A 19,654-nucleotide genomic window follows, 5' to 3' on the forward strand; every position below is an offset into this window, starting at 1 on the left:
TGATTCTTACGGCTGTTGTTGCTATCCTCTACATGAACAACTATAAAAATCCGTGGGATAAGCGCCTTGCAGACGCCGGCGTTGTCGAGAAAACAGCTTATGTCGGTGAGGTAAATTTCAATTATGCAGAGGGACCGGACAACGGGCCCGCGCTTCTTTTATTGCATGCTCAACTTCTTGACTGGTATACTTACAGTGAGGCACTGCCGGAATTGTCAAAGCACTTTCACGTCTTTGCCGTTGATTACCCAGGGCACGGAAAAACAACTTATCCCGATGATTACCCGATGACTGCCAATCAGATAGGAAACGATTTGGCAAATTTTATTGAGAGTGTAATTCAGGAACCTGCCTATGTGACCGGAAATTCCTCAGGCGGACTTTTAACTACATGGCTTGCTGCCAATAAACCGGATTTGGTAAAAGCTATCGTACTGGAAGATCCTCCTTTGTTTTCATCCGAATACCCTGAAATCAAGCAGACGATTGCCTATCGTTCCTTTACAACAAGTTATAACGCTCTTCAAACCGGCTATCATAATGATTTTTTAGGATACTGGCTGGAAAGCAGTAAAACCTTTTTTACGAACCATGTCGGTCCCTTCTCAGAGCCTATCATTGCATTTGCTGTAAATTGCTATCGAGACGCAAATCCGGGGGAACCGGTAGAGATAGTTTATCTTCCTCCCGTTGTCAGGGAAATGATTCGAGGCTTAAACTATTACGACCCACGTTTTGGTTCTGCTTTCTATGAGGGCACTTGGAATGAGGGCTTTGACCACACCGAGGCACTTCAAAAAATTCAATGCCCGGCTTTACTTGTTCAAGCAAACTTTGAAATTTTGGATTCCGGTATATTGGACGGTGCCATGTCGCAGGAACACGCAGACAAGGCAGTTTCCCTCATTCCAAACGTTAAATATATGAAAGTCGACTCCTCACATGTTGTCAATCTTGAGCACCCTGATGAGTTTGCAAAAATATTGGAGGACTTTTTCTTGGAGGATTAATATTATATGGAATACGTTAAAATTATCAGATCTTTTGGCATACTCAACCGTACCTTTTTAAGCTATATTTCAAAGGCTCTCTCGGACAAAGAACTTTCCTACTCCGACAGCGTTTTCTTGGTGAACATCGGAGAAAATGAAGGCACCACGCAGGAGGAGATAGCAAGCGCTTTAGCCATTGACAAAGCCGCCATCGCACGCTCGGTAAAGAGCATGGTAAAATCGGGCTACATCCGCGCCGAACAGTCCAAATCGGATAAAAGGGCAAAGGCACTTTATCTGACCGACTCCGGCAGGGAGCTTTATCGGTTTATGCAAGAACTAAACCGCAAATGGGTTGATTACGTTTTAAGCGATTTTAATTCAGCCGATATAGACTCTTTTAGTCAGACAATCAATAGCATAAGTGAAAAATCCAAACATTTTCATAATTAAAAAGCAGCCAAGTCCCTTATGAGTTAGGAACTTGGTTGCTTTTTTACTTCTGATAATATTCCTTATATAATGATTAATTAATTTTCCGCCGGTGCACTTTCCATGGATGGTGCTGTTCCGTCTGTCGGCGGAGTCGGCATTTCACCGTCTGCCGGCATTTCCGGCATCGTTCCGTCTTCCGGTCTCTCACCATTCTGGAACATCTGACCGCGTCCGCCGCCTCCAAATCCCATCGTATTTGCCGTAGCAGCCGCTCCTGTCTCATCGGTTGTTGTGATAATTCCGCTAAGCGTAATCTGTCCGAGTGTTGTTCCGTCTGAAGTCAGAGTATAAGTCTCTCCATCCTTTAAGTCTGAGGTGCTGACTACAATCGAGCTGTAATCCTTTACAGATGTATAGCTTAACACTTCATTTTGGCTGCTGTCTAATAAGGAAACCACGCTTCCTGCCTTCTGGCTGCTTGTGTACATAACCGCAAGCCCTGCCTGCGTAGAAGTATCACTGATGCTCTGTGCCATTCCTGAACTTCCGATTGCCACTAAAGTGCCTCCGCTGATTTCAAAACTTCCCGCATAATCCAATGAACCGTTTCCTGAATTTGTAGGACCGTTTACATATACGGTTCCGCCTGTCATATAAATATTGCCGTTTGAGTCAATTCCGTCACCTTCTGCATTTACTGTCAGGGTGCCTCCTGTGATGGTAATGACACAGCTCTCATCAAGCTCATCCATGCCACCTCCCATACCGCCGCCACCGCCACGCATCATTTGGTCTTGGTTTTGCGTTGTGCCGGACTCTCCGTTTGTTGCGGTACTATCCTGCGTTGTATCAGCGGTAAGTGTAATTGCCGCACTTGCATCCTCCGGTGCTGACATAGTCTCAGCTTCTGCATTATCCGGTGGTGTCACCTCGCTGCCGCTCGTTGTGTTGCCTGTTGTACTCTCCGTTGTCTCCGTATCGTCTTGGTTTGCCGCATTTAATCCGTCATCGCTTGATACGATATCAATATCGCCGCCGTTGATTGTGATGGTCAAGCCCTCAATTCCTTCATAGGCCTCTAATACATTGATTGTTCCTCCGTTTACCACAACTGCATAGTCTGCATGCAGCGCCTTCTTTACCGCTTTCAGAGAGAACGTTCCGCCTTCCACGGTCAGATTTCCCTTGGAGTTAAGGGCGTTATGCTCCGCGTCAATCGTGTAGGTTCCGTCTAATATTGTCAAGGTATCCTTTCCGTGTAATGCATTGTTTACCGCTGTGATATCATAGGTTCCTGATGCAAAAAGTAAATTATCCTTGGACTGGATACCGTTGTTATAATTTCCTTTCACTGTTAAGCTGCCGGTTCCAGTTAAAATCAGATCATCTTTTGAAAAGATTGCTGAATCAGGCTCCGTTTCCTCTGTGCTTTCATATACATAGGTTGTGGCGTCTGATACGGAATTTTTTGTACCGTCTGCTAAGATAATAATCACTTTATCCGACTGCTCCGCATAGATTGCGGCACTTGTTGAACTGCTTATGCTGGCGCCGTTTAAAACAAGACGTACCGTATCCTCCTTATCTGCTGACACAATAACCTGTCCGTCTGTCAGTTCACCGCTTAAAATATAAGTTCCTGCCTCACTAATCGTAACGGTTGTCCCAGAAACCTCGGCTCCTGTTCCGTCCACGCTGATGGAATCTCCGCTAAGGGTTATTCCCGTGGCACTTGATTCATCGTAACTTGCGTCAATGTCCTCGCTTGTATATTCAAATGCTTCTATTGTACTGCTTTCTGATGAAGTTTCTGTTGCCTCCGCCGTTGTTTCTGTTGTTGTCTCCGTGGTTGTCGTTTCCGTTGCTGTACTTGTCCCGCAGCCCGTTATACTTCCTGCTGCCAGCACTCCCGCTAACAGGACGGCACATACTTTCATTTTATGATTTTTCATAATGCATTCCTCCATTATCTTTCTATCTTTATAAATCATGTTATCTTTTCTTCTAATTACAATTCTTCTCTTGTCATCGGCACCTTGCCGCAAGTAATGTTCAAATTACCGTTTCTGCAACGGATTTCATCAATAAATTCTTTTTCAAGCGTCTGATCCTTTATTGTGATATGATACTGCAATTCGTAAAGGCTTCCCATATTTGTTGTTCTTACTCTTACCAGCTCTGTTGAATTTGTGTATTTTTCAAATAAATCATCAAAAATTCCATTATAATCCAGACTTTCTGCAATTGTAATCTTTAACTCTTTCTCTGCCTCGTTCTTCTCACCGAATTTGCTGCCCGCTAAAACAATCATAACGCTTCCGATGATAACAAAGAATATCGCTGCATAACCAACATATCCCATTCCTGTTGTAAGTCCCAGTGCCATTGCGAAGAAAATGCTTAAAATCTCCCTTGAGGTTCCCGGAACGGAGCGAAATCTTACTAAACTGAAGGCACCCATTACCGCAACTCCGGCACCAAGATTGCCGTTTACCATCATAATAACCAATTGAATCAGTGCCGGCATCAAAGCCAGAGTGATGATAAAATTTTTGGAATATTTACTTTTATACATATATACGAGAGCAACTCCAAATCCCATTATCAATGAAGCGATGGTACATATAATAATACTTTGAAAGCTGATATCTCCTGAAGTGGTGGTTGTTAATAAACTATTAAGCACAGTGCATTCCTCCTAATTGTGTATTCATAATATTTTTATCCAGATTTCGTAAAAATGTATGGATAAGATGGTTTTTGTAACAGGTTCCGTACTTGGAAAATGATGTGGAATAAATCTCCATCTCATTGAGCAAATGACTCATCCAAAGCGGCATAACACCCGGAATTTTAATTTCCATCAATACCTGTCCCGGCTGCAAAAGCTGTCTTCCGTTTGAGCCTCTTGCCAAATCCAGATTTTCTTCCCGCCATCTTATATTCGTATCGAATGTAATTCTCAAATCCGCATCCTCTTTTCCGAATAACGCGATTCGGTCATATGCGATAAAAACCTTCGGTGACAAATCATAGGATTTTAAAAACCAGTCAATCTCTCTTGTAATTTGTGAAGTGCTGCACGGCTGCTTTCCATCTAAAACATACTTGCCTGCCTCATCAAGCTTCATCGCGGTTCTTCTTTTATAGACAACTCCATCATATTTTTTCTTAATTTCCAAAAAAACATTGCTGTCCTTCGTCGGCGTTCCGTAGCTTCTCAGTCTCAGCTTTTCCTTGTAGATTGGTTTCTCCAGTGATTTCCTGATTAGTCTGTAATCATCTGTGTCATAGTAAATATTATTGATTGTGTGTAATCCGTAACTATCTTCTTCCATATACTCTGCAAGCCGTTCCCTTAGTAATTTATATTGATAGTCGGTAAGTAAATATTTTTTCTCGTATCTTTTGAAAACTCCCTGATAGTCTGCCATTTCCATTACCTCCTCGTGGTTTCTTCTATTATTTGATACACCCATCATAACGCATCTAACTTAAATTACTCTTAAAAAAACATTTCAGGTTAAATTAAGGTAAAAAATGTGTAAAACTTCCCTATCATATAAAAAACCCGCATTTAGCGGGTTTTAAAAGTATGTAAATTCTGTTTTTGATTCCAATATTTTTTTTAAAATTTTTAAACCTTTTTCAAATTTCTCATCATTCTCCTCGGCTGTGACTGCGATTCGAACCGCCGATGGCACCTTACTGCTTCCCACGACAAAACGTTCGGCACAATAGAGCTGCACCCCTGCATTTTTAGCGTAAAGCTCGAAGGTTCTTCCTGTAAAGCCTTCCGGCAGAACAAGCCAACGGAAATTGCAGAGCTCATCTCCATATATTTCATATCCATCCAAAATACTGTTTAACCGGCGGTTTCTGTTTCTTGTATGCTCACGCCTGCTCTCCAAAATATCATCTGCCGCTTTTGAATGGATAAGGCGGATTGCTGCCTCAATCATAAGAGGGGAAACCATAATGTTCATATTATAAAAGCCGAGAGATAAATTCTTATAATAAGACGGGGGTGCCGCAACAAAGGCAATTCGAAGCCCCGGTGACAATGTTTTTGACAGGCTTGACAGGTAGATAACCTGATCGGGCGCATAGCTTGCAATGGGAGGAAGTGGATTTTCTCTTAAAAGACTGTTAATTCCGTCCTCAATCACAATGATGCCAAGCTCCTTTGCCGCCTGCGCAATCTCCTCTCGTGTCCTTGTATCCATACTGTAGGTAGTCGGATTATGATAGTCTGCAATCAGGTAAACGCCCTTCAAATCCTCCTTCCTGCAAACCTGCCGCAGTGTATCCGCAAATGCCTCGTTTTCCCTGTTCGGGATTGGCACCAACTGAATTCCAAGCATATTCGCTAAGGATTTAATTCCCGGATAAATAACCTCGTTCGTCCCTATTTTATCACCGCAGCGAAACATGGAGGATAGGATGCCCGCAAGCGCATTCTGCCCGCCTGCCGCAAACAGAATATTGTCTGAATCTACATGATAATTGGAACGCTCCAGCCACTTAGCAGCCGCACGCTTTTGTAACAGATTGTCCTCTACCAAATCGTACTGAAGCAACCGATACATTTCCGGCTCTCGAATCAGCCTTTGAATTGTCTCCAAAATAATCTGGTTCGGCGTTGCAGACGGCATAATCGCTCCCATTTCAATTAGCTTTTCCTCATTTCCGCTAAGTAAAACCGTACTGTGTGCCACATCTGATGCCACAAAGGTTCCCCTTCCAACCGCACCATATACAAGTCCCTTTTGCTCACACAGCTTAAAGGCTCTCGATACAGTACTCAAATTGATATCCATATAATCTGCCAGCTCTCGCTGGGGTGGCAGCATTGTGCCCGGCTTTAGGATGCCACTTTTAATGTCATTCTCCAATTGCGTTGCCAGTTCTTTATATAAAGAATTGTTTCTATTTTTAATCGTTGGTTTCCAGCTCATCGGATAATTTTCAAAAGAATTTACAGGCATTGTCTCTCTCCTAATATTATTGTTTTGCATACAATTATATCATTGTATGCATATTGTTGCAATGCTATAATCAAAACAATAAAAGCGTTTATCTATCGCTTGGTTTTTAGGAGGAATCGTGATGGAACAATTATTTTCGGATGGAGTGTTAAATACTCCGTCTTCATTTATTCGTGAAATACTAAAGGTTACGCAGAGTGATGATATCATCTCCTTTGCCGGCGGACTGCCAAACCCGATTTCGTTTCCTGCGGATGCGTTAAAGGAATCCTCAGACCGTGTAATCCATGATTTTCAGGGCAAAGTATTTCAGTATTCCACAACCGAGGGTTATGACCCCCTGCGAGAATACATCGCAAAGCGCTATGAGGAAAAGTTCGAGCTAAGCTATGATAAGAATGATATTCTGATTACGACCGGCTCCCAGCAGGCACTTGACTTGCTTGGAAAGGTTTTGATTAACAAAGGAGACCGCCTTGCAATCGAGCGTCCCGGCTATCTTGGCGCCATTCAGTCCTTTTCCATGTATCAGCCTTCTTTTGTGGGAATTGATTTAAAGGACAACGGATTAGATGCTGCTATGCTAAAGACTGAACTTGAGAAAGGTCCCATTAAGCTTTTATATACGGTTCCAAACTTCCAGAATCCGACCGGACTCACCTATTCAAAGGAAAGCAGGGAGCAAGTCTGTAACATATTGCAAGACTATAATACCGTTCTGATTGAGGATGATCCTTACGGCGACCTTCGATTTGACGGAGAGAATCTTCCTTACATCGGTGCTGGAAAACTTCCAAACAGCGTTTTGCTTGGCTCCATCTCAAAAATTATAACACCGGGCTTTCGTCTTGGCTGGATTTGCACGAAGAATAGAGAGCTTATGCATCAGCTTGTCATTGCAAAACAGGCTTCCGATTTGCACAGCAATATTTTCTCCCAATATGTGATTTATGACTACCTGTCCCATCATGATTTGACCGAGCATATTGTAAAAATCAGACAGCTTTATAAGGAGCAGAGCAGTGCAATGCTTGCCGCTATCCAAAAATATTTTCCGAGTACGATAAAGTACACCGTTCCGCAAGGCGGCATGTTCTTGTGGGCTACTCTTCCCGACGGACAGTCCGCGCTTGAATTATTCCAGAAGGCATCCAAGAAAAAGGTCGCTTTTGTACCGGGTGACCCATTTTATGTGGGCGAAAAAAATGTACCGTCTTTCCGCCTCAACTACACGAACTCTGATTCCGATACTATTTTTGAGGGAATTAAGAGGATTGCGCAGGCAATAGAAGACCTCTTATCTCCATAAAAAATAAAATTGTCAGCATTCCCACTCCGGAACCTGACAATTTTATTTTTTATTCATTCCTCTTTATTCTCCGCATCGTCAGTACATGTACTCTCGTCACTTAACACCTTATCAATGAAGATTTTCACAAACGGCTCATAGAACTGGGCTCCTGCTTCCTTTTTCAGTTCCTCTACGGCATATTCCTGCGACATTGCCTGGCGATAGCTTCGTTCACTGGTCATCGCGTCATAGGCATCGGCAATCGCGATAATTCTAGATTGGATTGGTATTTCTTCACCCTTTAATCCCTTTGGATAACCTTTTCCGTCCCATCTCTCATGATGTGCCAGTATATAATCTGCTATCTCCGACATCTCATTTACTGTACTCAAAATACGGTAACCGATTTCCGGATGTCTCTTTACTTCCTCCCATTCGTCCTCGGTGAGCTTGCCCTCCTTATTCAAAATCCCCTCTTCAATGGCAATCTTTCCGATATCATGGAGAAGTCCCACGGTTTTTAGCTCTTTTGCATTATCTTCGGACATTCCGATTGCAAGTCCCATTTTTTCACATAAGCAGGATACTCGCAAGGAATGCTGTTCCTCTCTCGGATTCTTTTCGTGAAGTGCTGACATGATTGTGAATACATTCTTTCCTCTTATACTCGGACTTTCGATCAGCTTTCTTTTATACATGTAATTTTCTGCTTTTTTCAAAACTTCTAATATAGACTCATCATTGTCGGTCTTGGCACAGAAGCCAAAGGAAATCGATAATGCGACAGAATTCACCGTTTCTTTTTTTGCCAACTCTTTAATCTGTTGTATCATAGTTTCCATCTCATCTAAATCGGTTTTTGGAGAAAATATAATAAACTCATCACCAGCCAGACGGCATACAACGTCCTGCTCTCTGACTCCTTCTGTCAGCACCGTTGCCACCTTCTGAATATAACTGTCACCCACAGTATGTCCAAAAGAGTCGTTGATTAGCTTTAATCCATTAATATCTGCCATTGTAAGCATAAGCGGATAATTTTCCTCTGCATCAAGCCGAATCATTTCTTCCTCAAAAAATCGCCTGTTATATAAACCCGTTAACTGATCGTGATAGCTTAAATAATTGAGCTTTTCTTCCATCTCTTTGCGATTGCTGATATCACGGCATACTGTATGTATTACTTTTTTTCCGTCCGATTCTATCGCGGTCATCATAATGTCATTTGGAACCAGAAAACCGTCCTTCCTAAGATGCCACCATTCAAACTGCGTTTTTCCGTTTTTCATACAGCTTTCCAGCTTTTCAAAAAAGACATCCTTTGAAACACTGCCATCGGGCTGCTTTGGCATGGCAAAATGTGTCGGGCTTTTTCCTATAATTGTTTCTCTTGAAGTAAATCCAAGCATTCTTGCAGCTGCATTGTTGCAATTTGTAATCTTAAAGTCATCAATCAAAAAAATACTGTCTGAAGAATGTTCGAACAGATTTCTAAAATTGTTTTCGCTAATTCGCATCTGCTCCTCTGCTTGCTTTCTTTTTGTAATATCATTTACAATAATGGCAAGCTGATTTAGCATCGGGCGGTAGGCAATGATTTCATAATAAAGATCGGTATGGATCTGATATCTTTCATAGCGGCTCGGTTCTCCCGTCTTAACGGTGTGAATAATCTTGTCCAAATTTTCGCTTTTCATCTCACGGTGTATTTCATAAAAATATTTTCCGAGCACCTCATTTTTCTTAAATCCCGTCAGCACCTCATGGCTGTAATTTGCGTCAATGAGTTTATAATGCAAAATATCCTCATTCGTTGTGCCTTCATAAAGGGCAAGCCCCAACTGCATCTGGCTAACTAGCGTCTTATATTTTTCCTCACTTATGCGAAGCATTTTATCAAACTCTATAATTTGGTCATATTGACTGCGAAGCTCTGACTCTGACGCTGTAAGCTGCTCCACATATGCCTGAAGCTCTTCATTTGCCGCAGAAAGTTCATCATAGCTTTCCGTCAGCTTTTTCTCGGCAACATCCACCTTTTTCAAAAGCTTGGACATAAGATAAAAAAGAAGAATCGTGCTGATTAAAACATAACCCAAGCCTTTATATGTATTAACCACCAAAATAAGTTTGCTGTCTTTTATAACGTGAGCAACCAGGCGATCGGAAAAAGAAATCCATAAAAATCCAATAACCAAATAAAGCGTACAGATTCTTACGCTCTCCCACTTTAACTGATTTAGTTGATCTTTTGATAATAACAAACGTAATCCATCTCTAAGTTTTCCAATCATATCGTTCTCCGAATAATACAGCACTTATCTCCTCATGCGCCTTTGGTGGTTATAATCATATCTTTTGCTACATTATACATCATTTTTCTCGCTGTATATAATTATATCTACTTATTTAATAAAATTATAATAATTGGATTTTAACTCAAAAATACTTGCATAATAAGCATAGATGACCTTATACTTGTTATAGATTTTACTTTGCAAAGGGGCGGCCCTTAAATCTAATTGGAGGACAAAAACTATGGATAATCTTGAAAAAATGGTAGTTCTGATTGACGCGGATAATACGCGTATTTCAAAAATAGAAGCCGTTATGCGTGAACTTTCTGCCTACGGACGCATTATCGTGAAAAGAGCCTACGGCAACTGGAAAAAGGATACACTGAAAAATTGGGAAGCTGAATTAAAACGTCTGGCGATAAAGGCAGAGCAGCAATTTGACTATGTCAAAGGCAAAAATGCAACTGATATTGCCTTAGCTATCAGTGCAATTGATTTACTTCACTCCGGCATCTATGATGCCTTCGTTCTTGTTGCCAGTGACAGCGATTATACCCCCCTTGCTCTTAGGCTTCGCGAATCCGGTGTCTCTGTGATTGGTGTCGGCGAAAAAAAAACACCTGAGGCATTTCGAAATGCCTGTGATGAATTTATTTTCTTGGAGAACCTCACCAACACAGCCGGAACGTCTGAGATTACTGACACGGACAAGGCTGTTATAGAATTGGATGCTGAGGTCGAGGAAGAATATCCACAAAATACAATTGCAACCATCGATGAAATCCACAGCCTGCTCGAAATTGCCTCCGAAAAATATCAGGAGGATGACGGCTTTGTAAATGTAAGCTCCGTGGGCGCGTTCCTAAAAAGAACAAAACCGGACTTCGATACTCGTACTTATGGACATTCCAAACTCTCAAATTTACTGGAAGCATATCCTGATCGATATGAAATTAAGAAATACCGCGGAAAGGGTAATGCCAGTATTGTGGCTTATAAGTGTTTATAGTTCTGTAAAAAAATATCTTCGACACTTCAACTTCCCTACCTCTCAATCCGAGGCGGTGGTGCTCTATATACAGCCTTGGGTTTAAGTGCACCGCAAAATCTGGTGAATGAATATACTGTGAATGTTATGTCGGTATCAATGGATGTAATCACAAATTCTTTGCTTGAACTGGCCAATCGTTAAACAAGATTGATATAGCACCCAATCTATGGTATACTTCTAGTTAGTTTTATCTAACTAAAGGTGTTTCTAGAGAGGTGTACTATGAACAACAACTCATCAATCTTTACACAAAAGGAAATTGCCGCTGCGCTCCAGATATGGAACCGGGCGGCTATTTCCCTTTTGGATATTCGCCACAACTTGATTTCTCCCAATGAACCGCTTCAAAGCTATCGACTGCCGGCCAGTGCCTTTGTGTATGCCGGGGGCGGCGCGGAGCTATCGTTAAATGATACCGTGTACAGCGTAGATCGCTTCGGCCTGTTTCACGGCGGCAAGGGCACGGAGCTGTCAATCCACCCGACCGGAAACTGGCTCGAATACTATATGGTGCTGTATAAGGCGACAGAGCCTTCTGTCCATAGAAGACAGTATGCGCGGCTTTTGGAGCAGGTCAATCCGTTTCAGCAGCACTATGGTTTTGCGCCGGAAAACCCTCTTTTCTTTGCAGAACAACTGCGAAGGATGTTTGAAAAATGGAGTGGTCCCACACCTCTGAATTTGTTCTATGGGAAAACGGCTTTTTACCAACTGGTGTATGAGGTCTACGAGGAACTGGACCGCGGTAAAGTCAGTGTTTTTGAGCCTGATATAATTGTACTGGCGCAGAAATATTTAAATACGCATTATGATGAAGCCCTATCCATACAGAATATGAGGGAGGTACTGGGTATTAGCAACTCACATTTCCACCGCCTGTTTACCGCACGGACGGGGCAAAGCCCCCAAGAATATCTGATTAACCTGAGGTTGGCTGCAACGAAGAAATATCTTTCTGATACGAACTGCACCCTTCGGGAAATTGCTACCAAATGTGGGTTTTCGGATGAGCTGAGTCTGATGCGTATGTTTCGCAAGCACGAGCATATGACTACAACGCAGTACAGGGATATTTGTACATCCCAAATGGGAGATGCGCCCATAGATAACCTGCTGTCTTTTCCGTATAATTGGGAGAGTCTAGTTAGTCTTGACAAACTCAAAGGAAAAGGAGAAACTTTTATGTTCAAACAAATGCGGAGCAAAGCGGTGGTAGCTGCGGCGCTGTCCCTGATGCTGCTGATGAGCGCTTGCGGTACTACGCCGGTGAATACTAACAGTGATACATCAGCGCCAACAACCTCCATAACAGCCCAAACCTCTACCGAGGAAGAAACAAGGATAATCAGCACGGAAAAGGGCGACGTTGAAATTACGGGGACGCCTGAACGGATAGTGGCAAACTACTATTATGGTGAACTGCTAGCGCTTGGGGCAATGCCTGTAGGTATTGGTTCATGGATGCCGGTTGGCTCTACGCTCGAAAACAAACTGGATGATGCTCAAAAAATTGAAACTTGGGAAGCCGAGACCATTATGGCGCTGGAGCCGGATGTCATTATCACAAGTTCAGAAAAGGATTATGAGAAACTTAGCAAAGTAGCCCCTGTTGTTTACCTCAATCCGTCAAACAACATGACCGCTCTGGAAAGAATGCTGTTTTTGGCTGAGGTTTTGAACACAGAAAATGGAAGCCAAACAGCAACAGATCTTATCCAAACATATGACGAGAAAGCAGCAACCGCAAAAAAACAACTGGAAAGCACTGGGGTTTTGGACAAAACAATAACAATTATAGTTGCTACGGACTATGACAATATTATGATTATTGGTACTGGATGGGTAAATTATGGCGCTAATATAATTTACAATGATTTGGGAATGAATATGCCGGAGAAGCTGCAACAGACACTCTCAGCAGCCGGCGCCACCTATATGCAGAATGTATCGATGGAAATGCTGCCAGAGTATTGCGGTGATATTGTTATGCACATTAATTACAACGAGGACACCGATGTTTTTGCTGACGATCCTGTTTTTCAAAATATTCCGGCCGTAAAAGAAGGTCGATATTTTCAGGTTGCGAATGGTTATATGTTTTACAGTGACATTCTTTCTAGTACCGAGCATCTTGACTACATAACAAAGGCTTTGGCCGAACTGCCTCAATAGCTCGGCATCTGCATATCGGAATGATAATGCTGTACAAAACAAGAAACGCATGCATCACAACCCAGACCCCCTGCGAAAATGCTGGGGGTTATTCCGTGTACATCTTTAAACGCGGCAGAATAGCCTATGAACGTAAAGAGAAAAATCGCCATCTCATATGAGAGATTATGTCATTGGAAAAGACGAGTGCTTTTCGTATAATAAAAGAGTTGGTTAGTCTTGGCAAACTTGGTTATTCTATGCTGGCAAGCCTAAGTACTACGATTTATACAACTACAAGTCTATCATCGAAAGGATACATATACATGCAACATCTCCTCGCAAAACAGCCAAAGCGCGGCACTGCCCGTTTTGCGCTCTACATGATTGCGGGGGCTGGATTTCTGGCACTGATGTCAGCGGCGTCGATTAGCTTCGGCGCCGCCGATATGAGTTTGTATACAGCCTGGAGGGCGGTTTTTAACTTCAATCCCAACCTGACAGAGCACCAGATTATCCAGACCCTCCGCTTTCCCCGTACTGTGGCTGACCTTATCGTTGGGTGCAGCCTTGCCATCTGCGGTGCGCTAATGCAAGGCACCACAAGAAATCCTCTTGCCGATTCCGGCTTGATGGGTATCAGCTCCGGCGCAACCTTTGCCATTGCTCTGTGCATGGCATTTCTGCCAACCCGCTCCTATGGGCAGACTATGCTGTTTGCTTTTATGGGAGCGGCGGTAACCACCGGAATGACCTATAGCATCGCCTCTCTCGGCAAACGGGGTATGACGCCGCAACGGCTGGTGCTGGCAGGCATCTCCATATCAATGCTGTTCGGTGCGTTTTCTCAATACATATCAATTAAATACAGGCTGGGACAGGCGCTGGCCTACTGGACGGCAGGCGGCACCGCCGGAGCCAAATGGAGCGAGCTTGCTATCGTGGCCCCTTTTTTCGCAGTGGCTGTTTTGGCCTCCCTTGCATTGTCGCCCGCTGTAACGGTGATGAGCCTTGGCGAGGACGTGGCAACAGGATTAGGACTGAAAACCCGGCTTGTTAAGGGGATTTCGACCATCATTGTACTGGTACTCACCGGGCTTTCGGTCATCGTTGTGGGACCGGTGGGCTTTGTAGGACTTATCACGCCGCATATTGTCCGCTATCTGGTGGGTGTGGATTACCGCTATATCATTCCGGCATCAGGTCTTTACGGTGCACTTCTTACCGTAACTGCCGATTTAGTGGGGCGGCTAATCAATAAGCCCTACGAAACCCCCATCGGCATCATTTTCGCGGTAGTCGGTGTTCCATACTTTCTCTACCTTGCCAGAAAGCAAAGGAGGGAGTTTGAATGAACAAGCAGCGTTTTACAACTAAACGGGGGATAATCATCCTGCTTTTGATGTTTCTCCTGATGCTTGCAATTGCCGTCATCAGCATGAACTCCGGGAAGATGAATCTTTCTCCTATAGAGGTACTAAATGTTATCTTGGGCAAGGGCACAGATAAACAGAACCTCATTGTGTTTGAGTTTCGGTTGCCTCGCATTATCCTTGGTATGCTGGTGGGCATCGGCATGGGTGCCTCCGGCTGTATCATGCAGAGCCTGCTGCGCAACGATATGGCAAGCCCCGGTACACTGGGCATCAGCTCCGGTTCGGGCCTGTTTGTACTGCTTTTCGTAGTCATTTTCTCAGTGCAGGGTATGTCTTCAGCCATAGCTTTGCCGCTTCTTGCGTTTGTGGGAGGTATGACAGCGGCGGGACTGATTTTCCTGCTTTCGTACCGACGGGGCAGGGATATTTCACCCACCGGATTGATTCTTACCGGCGTTGCATTGTCCTCCGGTTACGGTGCGTTGACCACGCTCCTCACCCTGAAGCTCGACGAAAATCAAATGGATTTCATGCAGCGCTGGAATGCGGGCAGCCTATGGGGAGACAACTGGCACTACCTTGCCATCTTAGCCCCGTGGACTCTGCTTTTGTGCTTCTATGTGTTCTATAAATCCCGCATTTTGAACACACTGCATCTCGGCAACCAGACAGCGACAGGGCTTGGCGTTGCGGTAAAGCCGGAGTTTCTGGGGCTTTCCATTGCGGCGGTAGCTCTTTCCTCGGGAAGCGTATCATTGGGTGGGAACTTTTTCTTTGTCGGCATGATCAGCCCCCATATGGCAAGAAAGCTAGTAGGGCCAAACCATAAGCTTTTGCTTCCGGCCTCTTGCCTGGTCGGGGCCATCATCGTGTTGCTGGCAGATACCCTTACTCGTACCGTGAGTCTTGGTGCGGATATCCCTACCGGCATTGTCATTACCATCTTGTCAACACCGTACTTTTTGTACCTGCTGGCTAAAGCGAACTAAGGAGGAACCATGAACAACACAACAAACAGCATTACAACCGAACAGTTAGACATTGCCTATGACGAAGCCCTTATTGTTAAGGCACTGGATATGAATATACCCCACGGAAAAATTACATCCATTATCGGTCCCAACGGCTGTGGAAAATCCACTGTACTTAAGGCTGTGGGACGGATTCTCAAGCCCAAAACCGGGCTGGTATATCTCTCCGGCGAAGATATCCGCAAGCTTTCCACCAACGATGTGGCAAAAAAGATGGCAATTCTGCCGCAAACACCTACAGCTCCCAGCGGTCTAACGGTGAGCGAACTGGTGGCCTATGGACGCTTCCCTCATCAGCATGGTTTTGGGAAGCTCACCCCTGAGGACAAAAAAATAGTCCAGTGGGCGCTCTCCGTGACCAAGCTGACGGAGTTTGAAGTCCGGGAGGTAGACACCCTCTCCGGCGGGCAGCGACAGCGGGTGTGGATCGCCATGGCTCTTGCCCAGCAGACGGATTTGATTCTGCTGGATGAGCCGACCACCTATTTGGATCTTGCGCATCAGCTGGAGGTTCTGGAGCTTTTGTATGATTTGAACCGAAAGCAGGGCGTCACCATTGTAATGGTGCTGCATGACCTGAATCTTGCAGCGCGCTTTTCCGATTATATGATTGCTATTCGGGATGGGAAAATTATAAGGCACGGCGGCCCTGAGGAGGTTATACTGCCCCAAGTGCTCAAAGATGCCTTCTCGATTGACGCAGAGATTGTCCACGAGCCCCGCACCGGACGCCCCGTCTGCCTTACCTACGACTTGCTGCGCAGCGAGGCTCCCCCTGTAGCAAAGGAGGCAGTTGCCGTATGAAGACCACAATTCGTGTTTTTTATGAAGCCAGACAGTATTGGGGGCTTTTTATTGTCGCATTCTTGGCACTTGTGGTGTCTACCGTTGCAGGCTTTTATACCCCATGGGCCCTGCGGGAGATGACGGCGCTTGCAACGGACGGGGTTGCCGATTTTTCCTCCGAAGCGATGCGAATCGGGTTGTTACTGCTGCTCGCTACCTTTGTGCAGGCAGCGGGAAAGTCTGTGTCCGGTTATCTGAACCATTATGGTGCGCTGCATTATGTGGCCGACCTGCGAAAGCGGGTATATTCCAAACTCCAGCATATGAGCCTGAAATATTTTCACAAAAGTCGCACCGGTGACCTGACTGGACGAGTGGTCAGTGACGCGATGGAGGCCGAGATTCTTCTTGCCCATGTGGTACCGGATTTTATATTTAATATCCTTACTTTTGTGGGTGTGGGTATTATTCTGCTAACCATCAACTGGAAGCTGGCCCTCATGAGCCTTATCACTATCCCTTTCTTGCTGGGAATAACTTTTTGGCAGAGCAGACATGTTTCCCCCACATGGAAGATAAACGCAAAGATACGTGGAGAGCTGGCTGGAACGGTTCAGGACAACCTCTCCGGTATTAAGGAAATCCAGATATTCAACCAACAAGATCACGAGGAAAAGAAGGTGGCAAGTCTCTCTTTGCGCCACAGCTTAGCCTATTTAAGATCCAGCTTTTTCTTTGAAACGACGTATCCGTTGTTGGCCTTTGTAACGGCGCTCGGCACTGTAGTGGTCGTGGTGTATGGCGGACATCTGGTGGGCACCCGCCAGATTGCCATCGCAGATATCGTTGGGTTTGTGATGTATCTTTCCATGTTTTACGGTCCGGTCAAGAGCATATCCGGTCTTGTGGAGCGTGCGGGGGAATCCTCCGCCGGGTGTAGGCGCATCTTTGACGTTATTGACGATTCACCTGACGTAAAGGAGCAGAAGAATGCTCGAGTGCTGCCCCGGGTCAAGGGTAAAATTGAGCTGGTAGATCTTTCTTTTGCTTATAATGAAGAAATTCCCGTACTGCAAAATGTGAACATAACCATACAGCCGGGGCAGACGGTCGCTCTGATTGGCACGACCGGTGTGGGGAAATCTACGATTGCCAATCTGATTAACCGTTTCTATGATCCACAACAAGGCGCAGTTCTGATTGACGGCACTGACATTGGCGAGGTCACACTTACAAGCCTGAGAGACAATATATCTATGGTGTTACAGGATACCTTCCTGTTTAACGGCACAGCATACGAAAACATCGTTTACGGCTGGAAGGACGCCAATCGGGAGGACGTCATTGCAGCGGCAAAAGCGGCCAACGCACATGAATTCATAGAAAAAATGGAGAATGGTTATGACACGGTGATTGGTGAGCGGGGCATCCGCTTATCAGGCGGACAGAAGCAACGCATTTCCATCGCCAGAGCAATTCTAAGAAATTCACCCATCCTGATTTTGGATGAGGCCACCTCCGCACTGGACACCAAGACCGAGCAGGAAATTCAGCTGGCGTTGGATGAAATATCCAAGGAGCGCACGACATTAGTCATCGCCCATCGGCTTTCCACCATTCGCCATGCCGATCAGATCGTAGTGCTTGACGGCACCGGCATAGCGGAAATCGGCACCCACAATCAGCTGATGTCGCAAAACGGTATCTACGCGAGACTTCACGCCGCTCAGGCGTCCTAATGATAATTTGGAAGGGGAGGGAGCAACAACTTCCTCTCCGCGAAGTGCACATAAATAGTTTTTCTATTCCATTGCCTGCTTTTCAAAAACGATTTGTCCATTTGTTTCAATAACATTTCGGTACCATTCAAAACTATCTTTTTTTCTTCTCTCAAAGGTTCCGTTTCCATCATTATCACGATCTACATAAATAAAACCATATCTTTTTTTCATTTCGCCTGTTGTAAACGATATCGGATCAATACAACCCCAAACCGTATACCCCAGAATATCTACTCCGTCTTCCTCTATTGCCTTCATCATTTCTTCAATATGGCTTTTCAAATATGAGATTCTATTACTATCATGAATTCCGTCTTCTTCTACTTTATCTTCATAGCCAAATCCATTTTCTACAATAAACAGCGGAATTTCATATCTATCATAATATAAATTCAACATGTAACGTAACCCCACAGGATCAATTGACCATCCCCAAGGCGTTGCTTCTAAATATGGATTGTCTACCGCCTCCATTGTTCCGGCAGAAGCGATACCGGACTTTTCCATGTTTTTGTCTGCACTTACCGTAAGGCTCAAATAATAACTAAATCCAAGATAGTCCACACAGCCTTCTGCAATCAATTTCAAATCATTTTCCGTAATATCAAGTTGATAGCCACATTTTTCCCATTCTTTTAATAGGTAGGAAGGATAATGGCCTCTAACCTGGACATCTGTGTAAAATAAATTTTTTCGGTCTTCTTTCTGTGCAAGCACAATATCATTAGGATTACAGCTGAATGGATATGTTGGTGTTCCGGCAACCATACATCCTATCTGAAATTTCGGATTTATTTTATGTCCCTTCGCAACCGCAACAGCGCTTGCTACAAACTGATAATGGGATGCCTGATATACTGCCTTTAATCTGTCTTCATCCTCTTCAAAAAGAACTCCCGAATTTGTAAATGCATAAATTGGATTTTCGATAATCATTTGATTATTAATTTCATTAAATGTCATCCAATAGGTTACTTTTTCTTTATATCTTTCAAATACCGTAACTGCAAATCTCTCAAAAAATTCAATCATCTTTCGATTTCTCCAGCCGCCATATTTTTCAACCAGATGATATGGGATTTCGAAATGAGATAACGTAATTACCGGTTCAATATTGTATTTGTGCATTTCATCAAAAAGCTCATCATAAAACTTCAATCCTTCTTCATTCGGTACTGTCTCATCTCCATTTGGGAAAATTCTGCTCCATGCAATACTTGTACGAAAACACCTAAATCCCATCTCTGCAAAAAGTTTTATATCTTCTTTATACTGATCATAAAAACGAATCGCCTCATGGTTCGGATAGTACTTATCTTCCATAACGCCTTGGGTAATTTCTCTTGCCTTTGTTTTACTGCCTGCAGTCATCACATCTGCAATGGAAAGTCCCTTTCCGCCAGCGTCATATGCTCCCTCTACCTGATGGGCGGCAACAGCGCCGCCCCATAAGAAATCTTTCTTCATATATTCCT

15 protein-coding genes are annotated in these 19,654 nt (G+C 44.1%); 9 read left to right on the plus strand and 6 right to left on the minus strand.

Annotated elements, in window-relative coordinates; all coding sequences use genetic code 11:
* Nucleotides 1–32 precede the first annotated feature (32 nt).
* A complete protein-coding gene (locus tag CTY48_RS17670; protein ID WP_099469769.1) occupies nt 33–1,010 on the plus strand; it encodes an alpha/beta fold hydrolase in 978 nt (325 codons plus the stop codon).
* Between the two features lie 6 nt (nt 1,011–1,016).
* Nucleotides 1,017–1,445 (plus strand): MarR family winged helix-turn-helix transcriptional regulator, encoded by a 429-nt coding sequence (locus CTY48_RS17675; RefSeq protein ID WP_099469770.1) that lies wholly within the window; start codon nt 1,017–1,019, stop codon nt 1,443–1,445.
* Nucleotides 1,446–1,522: 77 nt separating this feature from the next.
* On the opposite strand, the gene CTY48_RS17680 is transcribed toward CTY48_RS17675, so the two are convergent.
* The 4 genes from CTY48_RS17680 to CTY48_RS17695 form a co-directional block, all read right to left on the minus strand.
* Entirely contained in the window at nt 1,523–3,379 is a 1,857-nt protein-coding gene (locus CTY48_RS17680; RefSeq protein ID WP_180272775.1) for a carbohydrate-binding domain-containing protein, read from the minus strand.
* Nucleotides 3,380–3,435: 56 nt separating this feature from the next.
* On the minus strand, nt 3,436–4,113 hold the full coding sequence (locus CTY48_RS17685) for a DUF4956 domain-containing protein (protein ID WP_236355016.1): 678 nt from the start codon (nt 4,111–4,113) through the stop codon (nt 3,436–3,438).
* Nucleotides 4,106–4,861, minus strand: coding sequence for a polyphosphate polymerase domain-containing protein (locus CTY48_RS17690; RefSeq protein WP_099469772.1), 756 nt, complete (start codon nt 4,859–4,861; stop codon nt 4,106–4,108). The genes CTY48_RS17685 and CTY48_RS17690 overlap by 8 nt, the downstream gene beginning before the upstream one ends.
* A gap of 153 nt (nt 4,862–5,014) precedes the next feature.
* Nucleotides 5,015–6,415: an aminotransferase-like domain-containing protein gene (locus CTY48_RS17695; RefSeq protein WP_099469773.1), complete on the minus strand. Its 1,401-nt coding sequence runs from the start codon at nt 6,413–6,415 to the stop codon at nt 5,015–5,017.
* Nucleotides 6,416–6,536: 121 nt separating this feature from the next.
* Here CTY48_RS17695 and CTY48_RS17700 point away from each other — a divergent pair, with 121 nt between their 5' ends.
* Nucleotides 6,537–7,724, plus strand: a complete 1,188-nt coding sequence (locus CTY48_RS17700; protein WP_099469774.1) for an aminotransferase-like domain-containing protein — start codon at nt 6,537–6,539, stop codon at nt 7,722–7,724.
* 53 nt (nt 7,725–7,777) lie between these two features.
* On the opposite strand, the gene CTY48_RS17705 is transcribed toward CTY48_RS17700, so the two are convergent.
* Entirely contained in the window at nt 7,778–10,000 is a 2,223-nt protein-coding gene (locus CTY48_RS17705) for a sensor domain-containing diguanylate cyclase/phosphohydrolase (protein ID WP_099469775.1), read from the minus strand.
* Between the two features lie 244 nt (nt 10,001–10,244).
* Here CTY48_RS17705 and CTY48_RS17710 point away from each other — a divergent pair, with 244 nt between their 5' ends.
* The 6 genes from CTY48_RS17710 to CTY48_RS17735 all read left to right on the plus strand — a co-directional run bounded on the left by CTY48_RS17710 (nt 10,245) and on the right by CTY48_RS17735 (nt 18,137).
* The gene (locus CTY48_RS17710) at nt 10,245–11,012 is read left to right on the plus strand and encodes an NYN domain-containing protein (protein ID WP_099469776.1); all 768 of its coding nucleotides are present in this window, start codon (nt 10,245–10,247) and stop codon (nt 11,010–11,012) included.
* A gap of 264 nt (nt 11,013–11,276) precedes the next feature.
* Nucleotides 11,277–13,226, plus strand: a complete 1,950-nt coding sequence (locus CTY48_RS17715) for an AraC family transcriptional regulator (RefSeq protein ID WP_099469777.1) — start codon at nt 11,277–11,279, stop codon at nt 13,224–13,226.
* Between the two features lie 167 nt (nt 13,227–13,393).
* Nucleotides 13,394–14,560: a FecCD family ABC transporter permease gene (locus tag CTY48_RS17720; protein ID WP_236355018.1), complete on the plus strand. Its 1,167-nt coding sequence runs from the start codon at nt 13,394–13,396 to the stop codon at nt 14,558–14,560.
* Nucleotides 14,557–15,570 (plus strand): FecCD family ABC transporter permease, encoded by a 1,014-nt coding sequence (locus CTY48_RS17725; RefSeq protein WP_099469779.1) that lies wholly within the window; start codon nt 14,557–14,559, stop codon nt 15,568–15,570. The genes CTY48_RS17720 and CTY48_RS17725 overlap by 4 nt, the downstream gene beginning before the upstream one ends.
* Nucleotides 15,571–15,579: 9 nt before the next feature.
* Nucleotides 15,580–16,416: an ABC transporter ATP-binding protein gene (locus CTY48_RS17730; RefSeq protein WP_099469780.1), complete on the plus strand. Its 837-nt coding sequence runs from the start codon at nt 15,580–15,582 to the stop codon at nt 16,414–16,416.
* Entirely contained in the window at nt 16,413–18,137 is a 1,725-nt protein-coding gene (locus CTY48_RS17735) for an ABC transporter ATP-binding protein (protein ID WP_099469781.1), read from the plus strand. The genes CTY48_RS17730 and CTY48_RS17735 overlap by 4 nt, the downstream gene beginning before the upstream one ends.
* 63 nt (nt 18,138–18,200) lie before the next feature.
* Here CTY48_RS17735 and CTY48_RS17740 read toward each other — a convergent pair whose 3' ends face one another.
* Nucleotides 18,201–19,646 carry a 6-phospho-beta-glucosidase gene (locus CTY48_RS17740; protein ID WP_099469782.1) on the minus strand — a complete coding sequence of 482 codons (1,446 nt, stop codon included), beginning with the start codon at nt 19,644–19,646 and terminating at the stop codon, nt 18,201–18,203.
* Nucleotides 19,647–19,654 lie beyond the last annotated feature (8 nt).

Origin of the sequence: Konateibacter massiliensis, assembly GCF_900184995.1 — a bacterium.
In the GTDB taxonomy this organism is placed as follows: domain Bacteria; phylum Bacillota; class Clostridia; order Lachnospirales; family Lachnospiraceae; genus Lachnotalea; species Lachnotalea massiliensis.

Bases quoted from the DNA above. Each gene is read 5' to 3' on its own strand.
- CTY48_RS17670 (WP_099469769.1), top strand. From the start codon at position 33: ATGAACAACTATAAAAATCCGTGGGATAAGCGCCTTGCAGACGCCGGC.
- CTY48_RS17675 (WP_099469770.1), top strand. From the start codon at position 1,017: ATGGAATACGTTAAAATTATCAGATCTTTTGGCATACTCAACCGTACC.
- CTY48_RS17680 (WP_180272775.1), bottom strand. From the start codon at position 3,379: ATGAAAAATCATAAAATGAAAGTATGTGCCGTCCTGTTAGCGGGAGTG.
- CTY48_RS17690 (WP_099469772.1), bottom strand. From the start codon at position 4,861: ATGGCAGACTATCAGGGAGTTTTCAAAAGATACGAGAAAAAATATTTA.
- CTY48_RS17695 (WP_099469773.1), bottom strand. From the start codon at position 6,415: ATGCCTGTAAATTCTTTTGAAAATTATCCGATGAGCTGGAAACCAACG.
- CTY48_RS17700 (WP_099469774.1), top strand. From the start codon at position 6,537: ATGGAACAATTATTTTCGGATGGAGTGTTAAATACTCCGTCTTCATTT.
- CTY48_RS17705 (WP_099469775.1), bottom strand. From the start codon at position 10,000: ATGATTGGAAAACTTAGAGATGGATTACGTTTGTTATTATCAAAAGAT.
- CTY48_RS17710 (WP_099469776.1), top strand. From the start codon at position 10,245: ATGGATAATCTTGAAAAAATGGTAGTTCTGATTGACGCGGATAATACG.
- CTY48_RS17715 (WP_099469777.1), top strand. From the start codon at position 11,277: ATGAACAACAACTCATCAATCTTTACACAAAAGGAAATTGCCGCTGCG.
- CTY48_RS17720 (WP_236355018.1), top strand. From the start codon at position 13,394: ATGTCATTGGAAAAGACGAGTGCTTTTCGTATAATAAAAGAGTTGGTT.
- CTY48_RS17725 (WP_099469779.1), top strand. From the start codon at position 14,557: ATGAACAAGCAGCGTTTTACAACTAAACGGGGGATAATCATCCTGCTT.
- CTY48_RS17730 (WP_099469780.1), top strand. From the start codon at position 15,580: ATGAACAACACAACAAACAGCATTACAACCGAACAGTTAGACATTGCC.
- CTY48_RS17735 (WP_099469781.1), top strand. From the start codon at position 16,413: ATGAAGACCACAATTCGTGTTTTTTATGAAGCCAGACAGTATTGGGGG.
- CTY48_RS17740 (WP_099469782.1), bottom strand. From the start codon at position 19,646: ATGAAGAAAGATTTCTTATGGGGCGGCGCTGTTGCCGCCCATCAGGTA.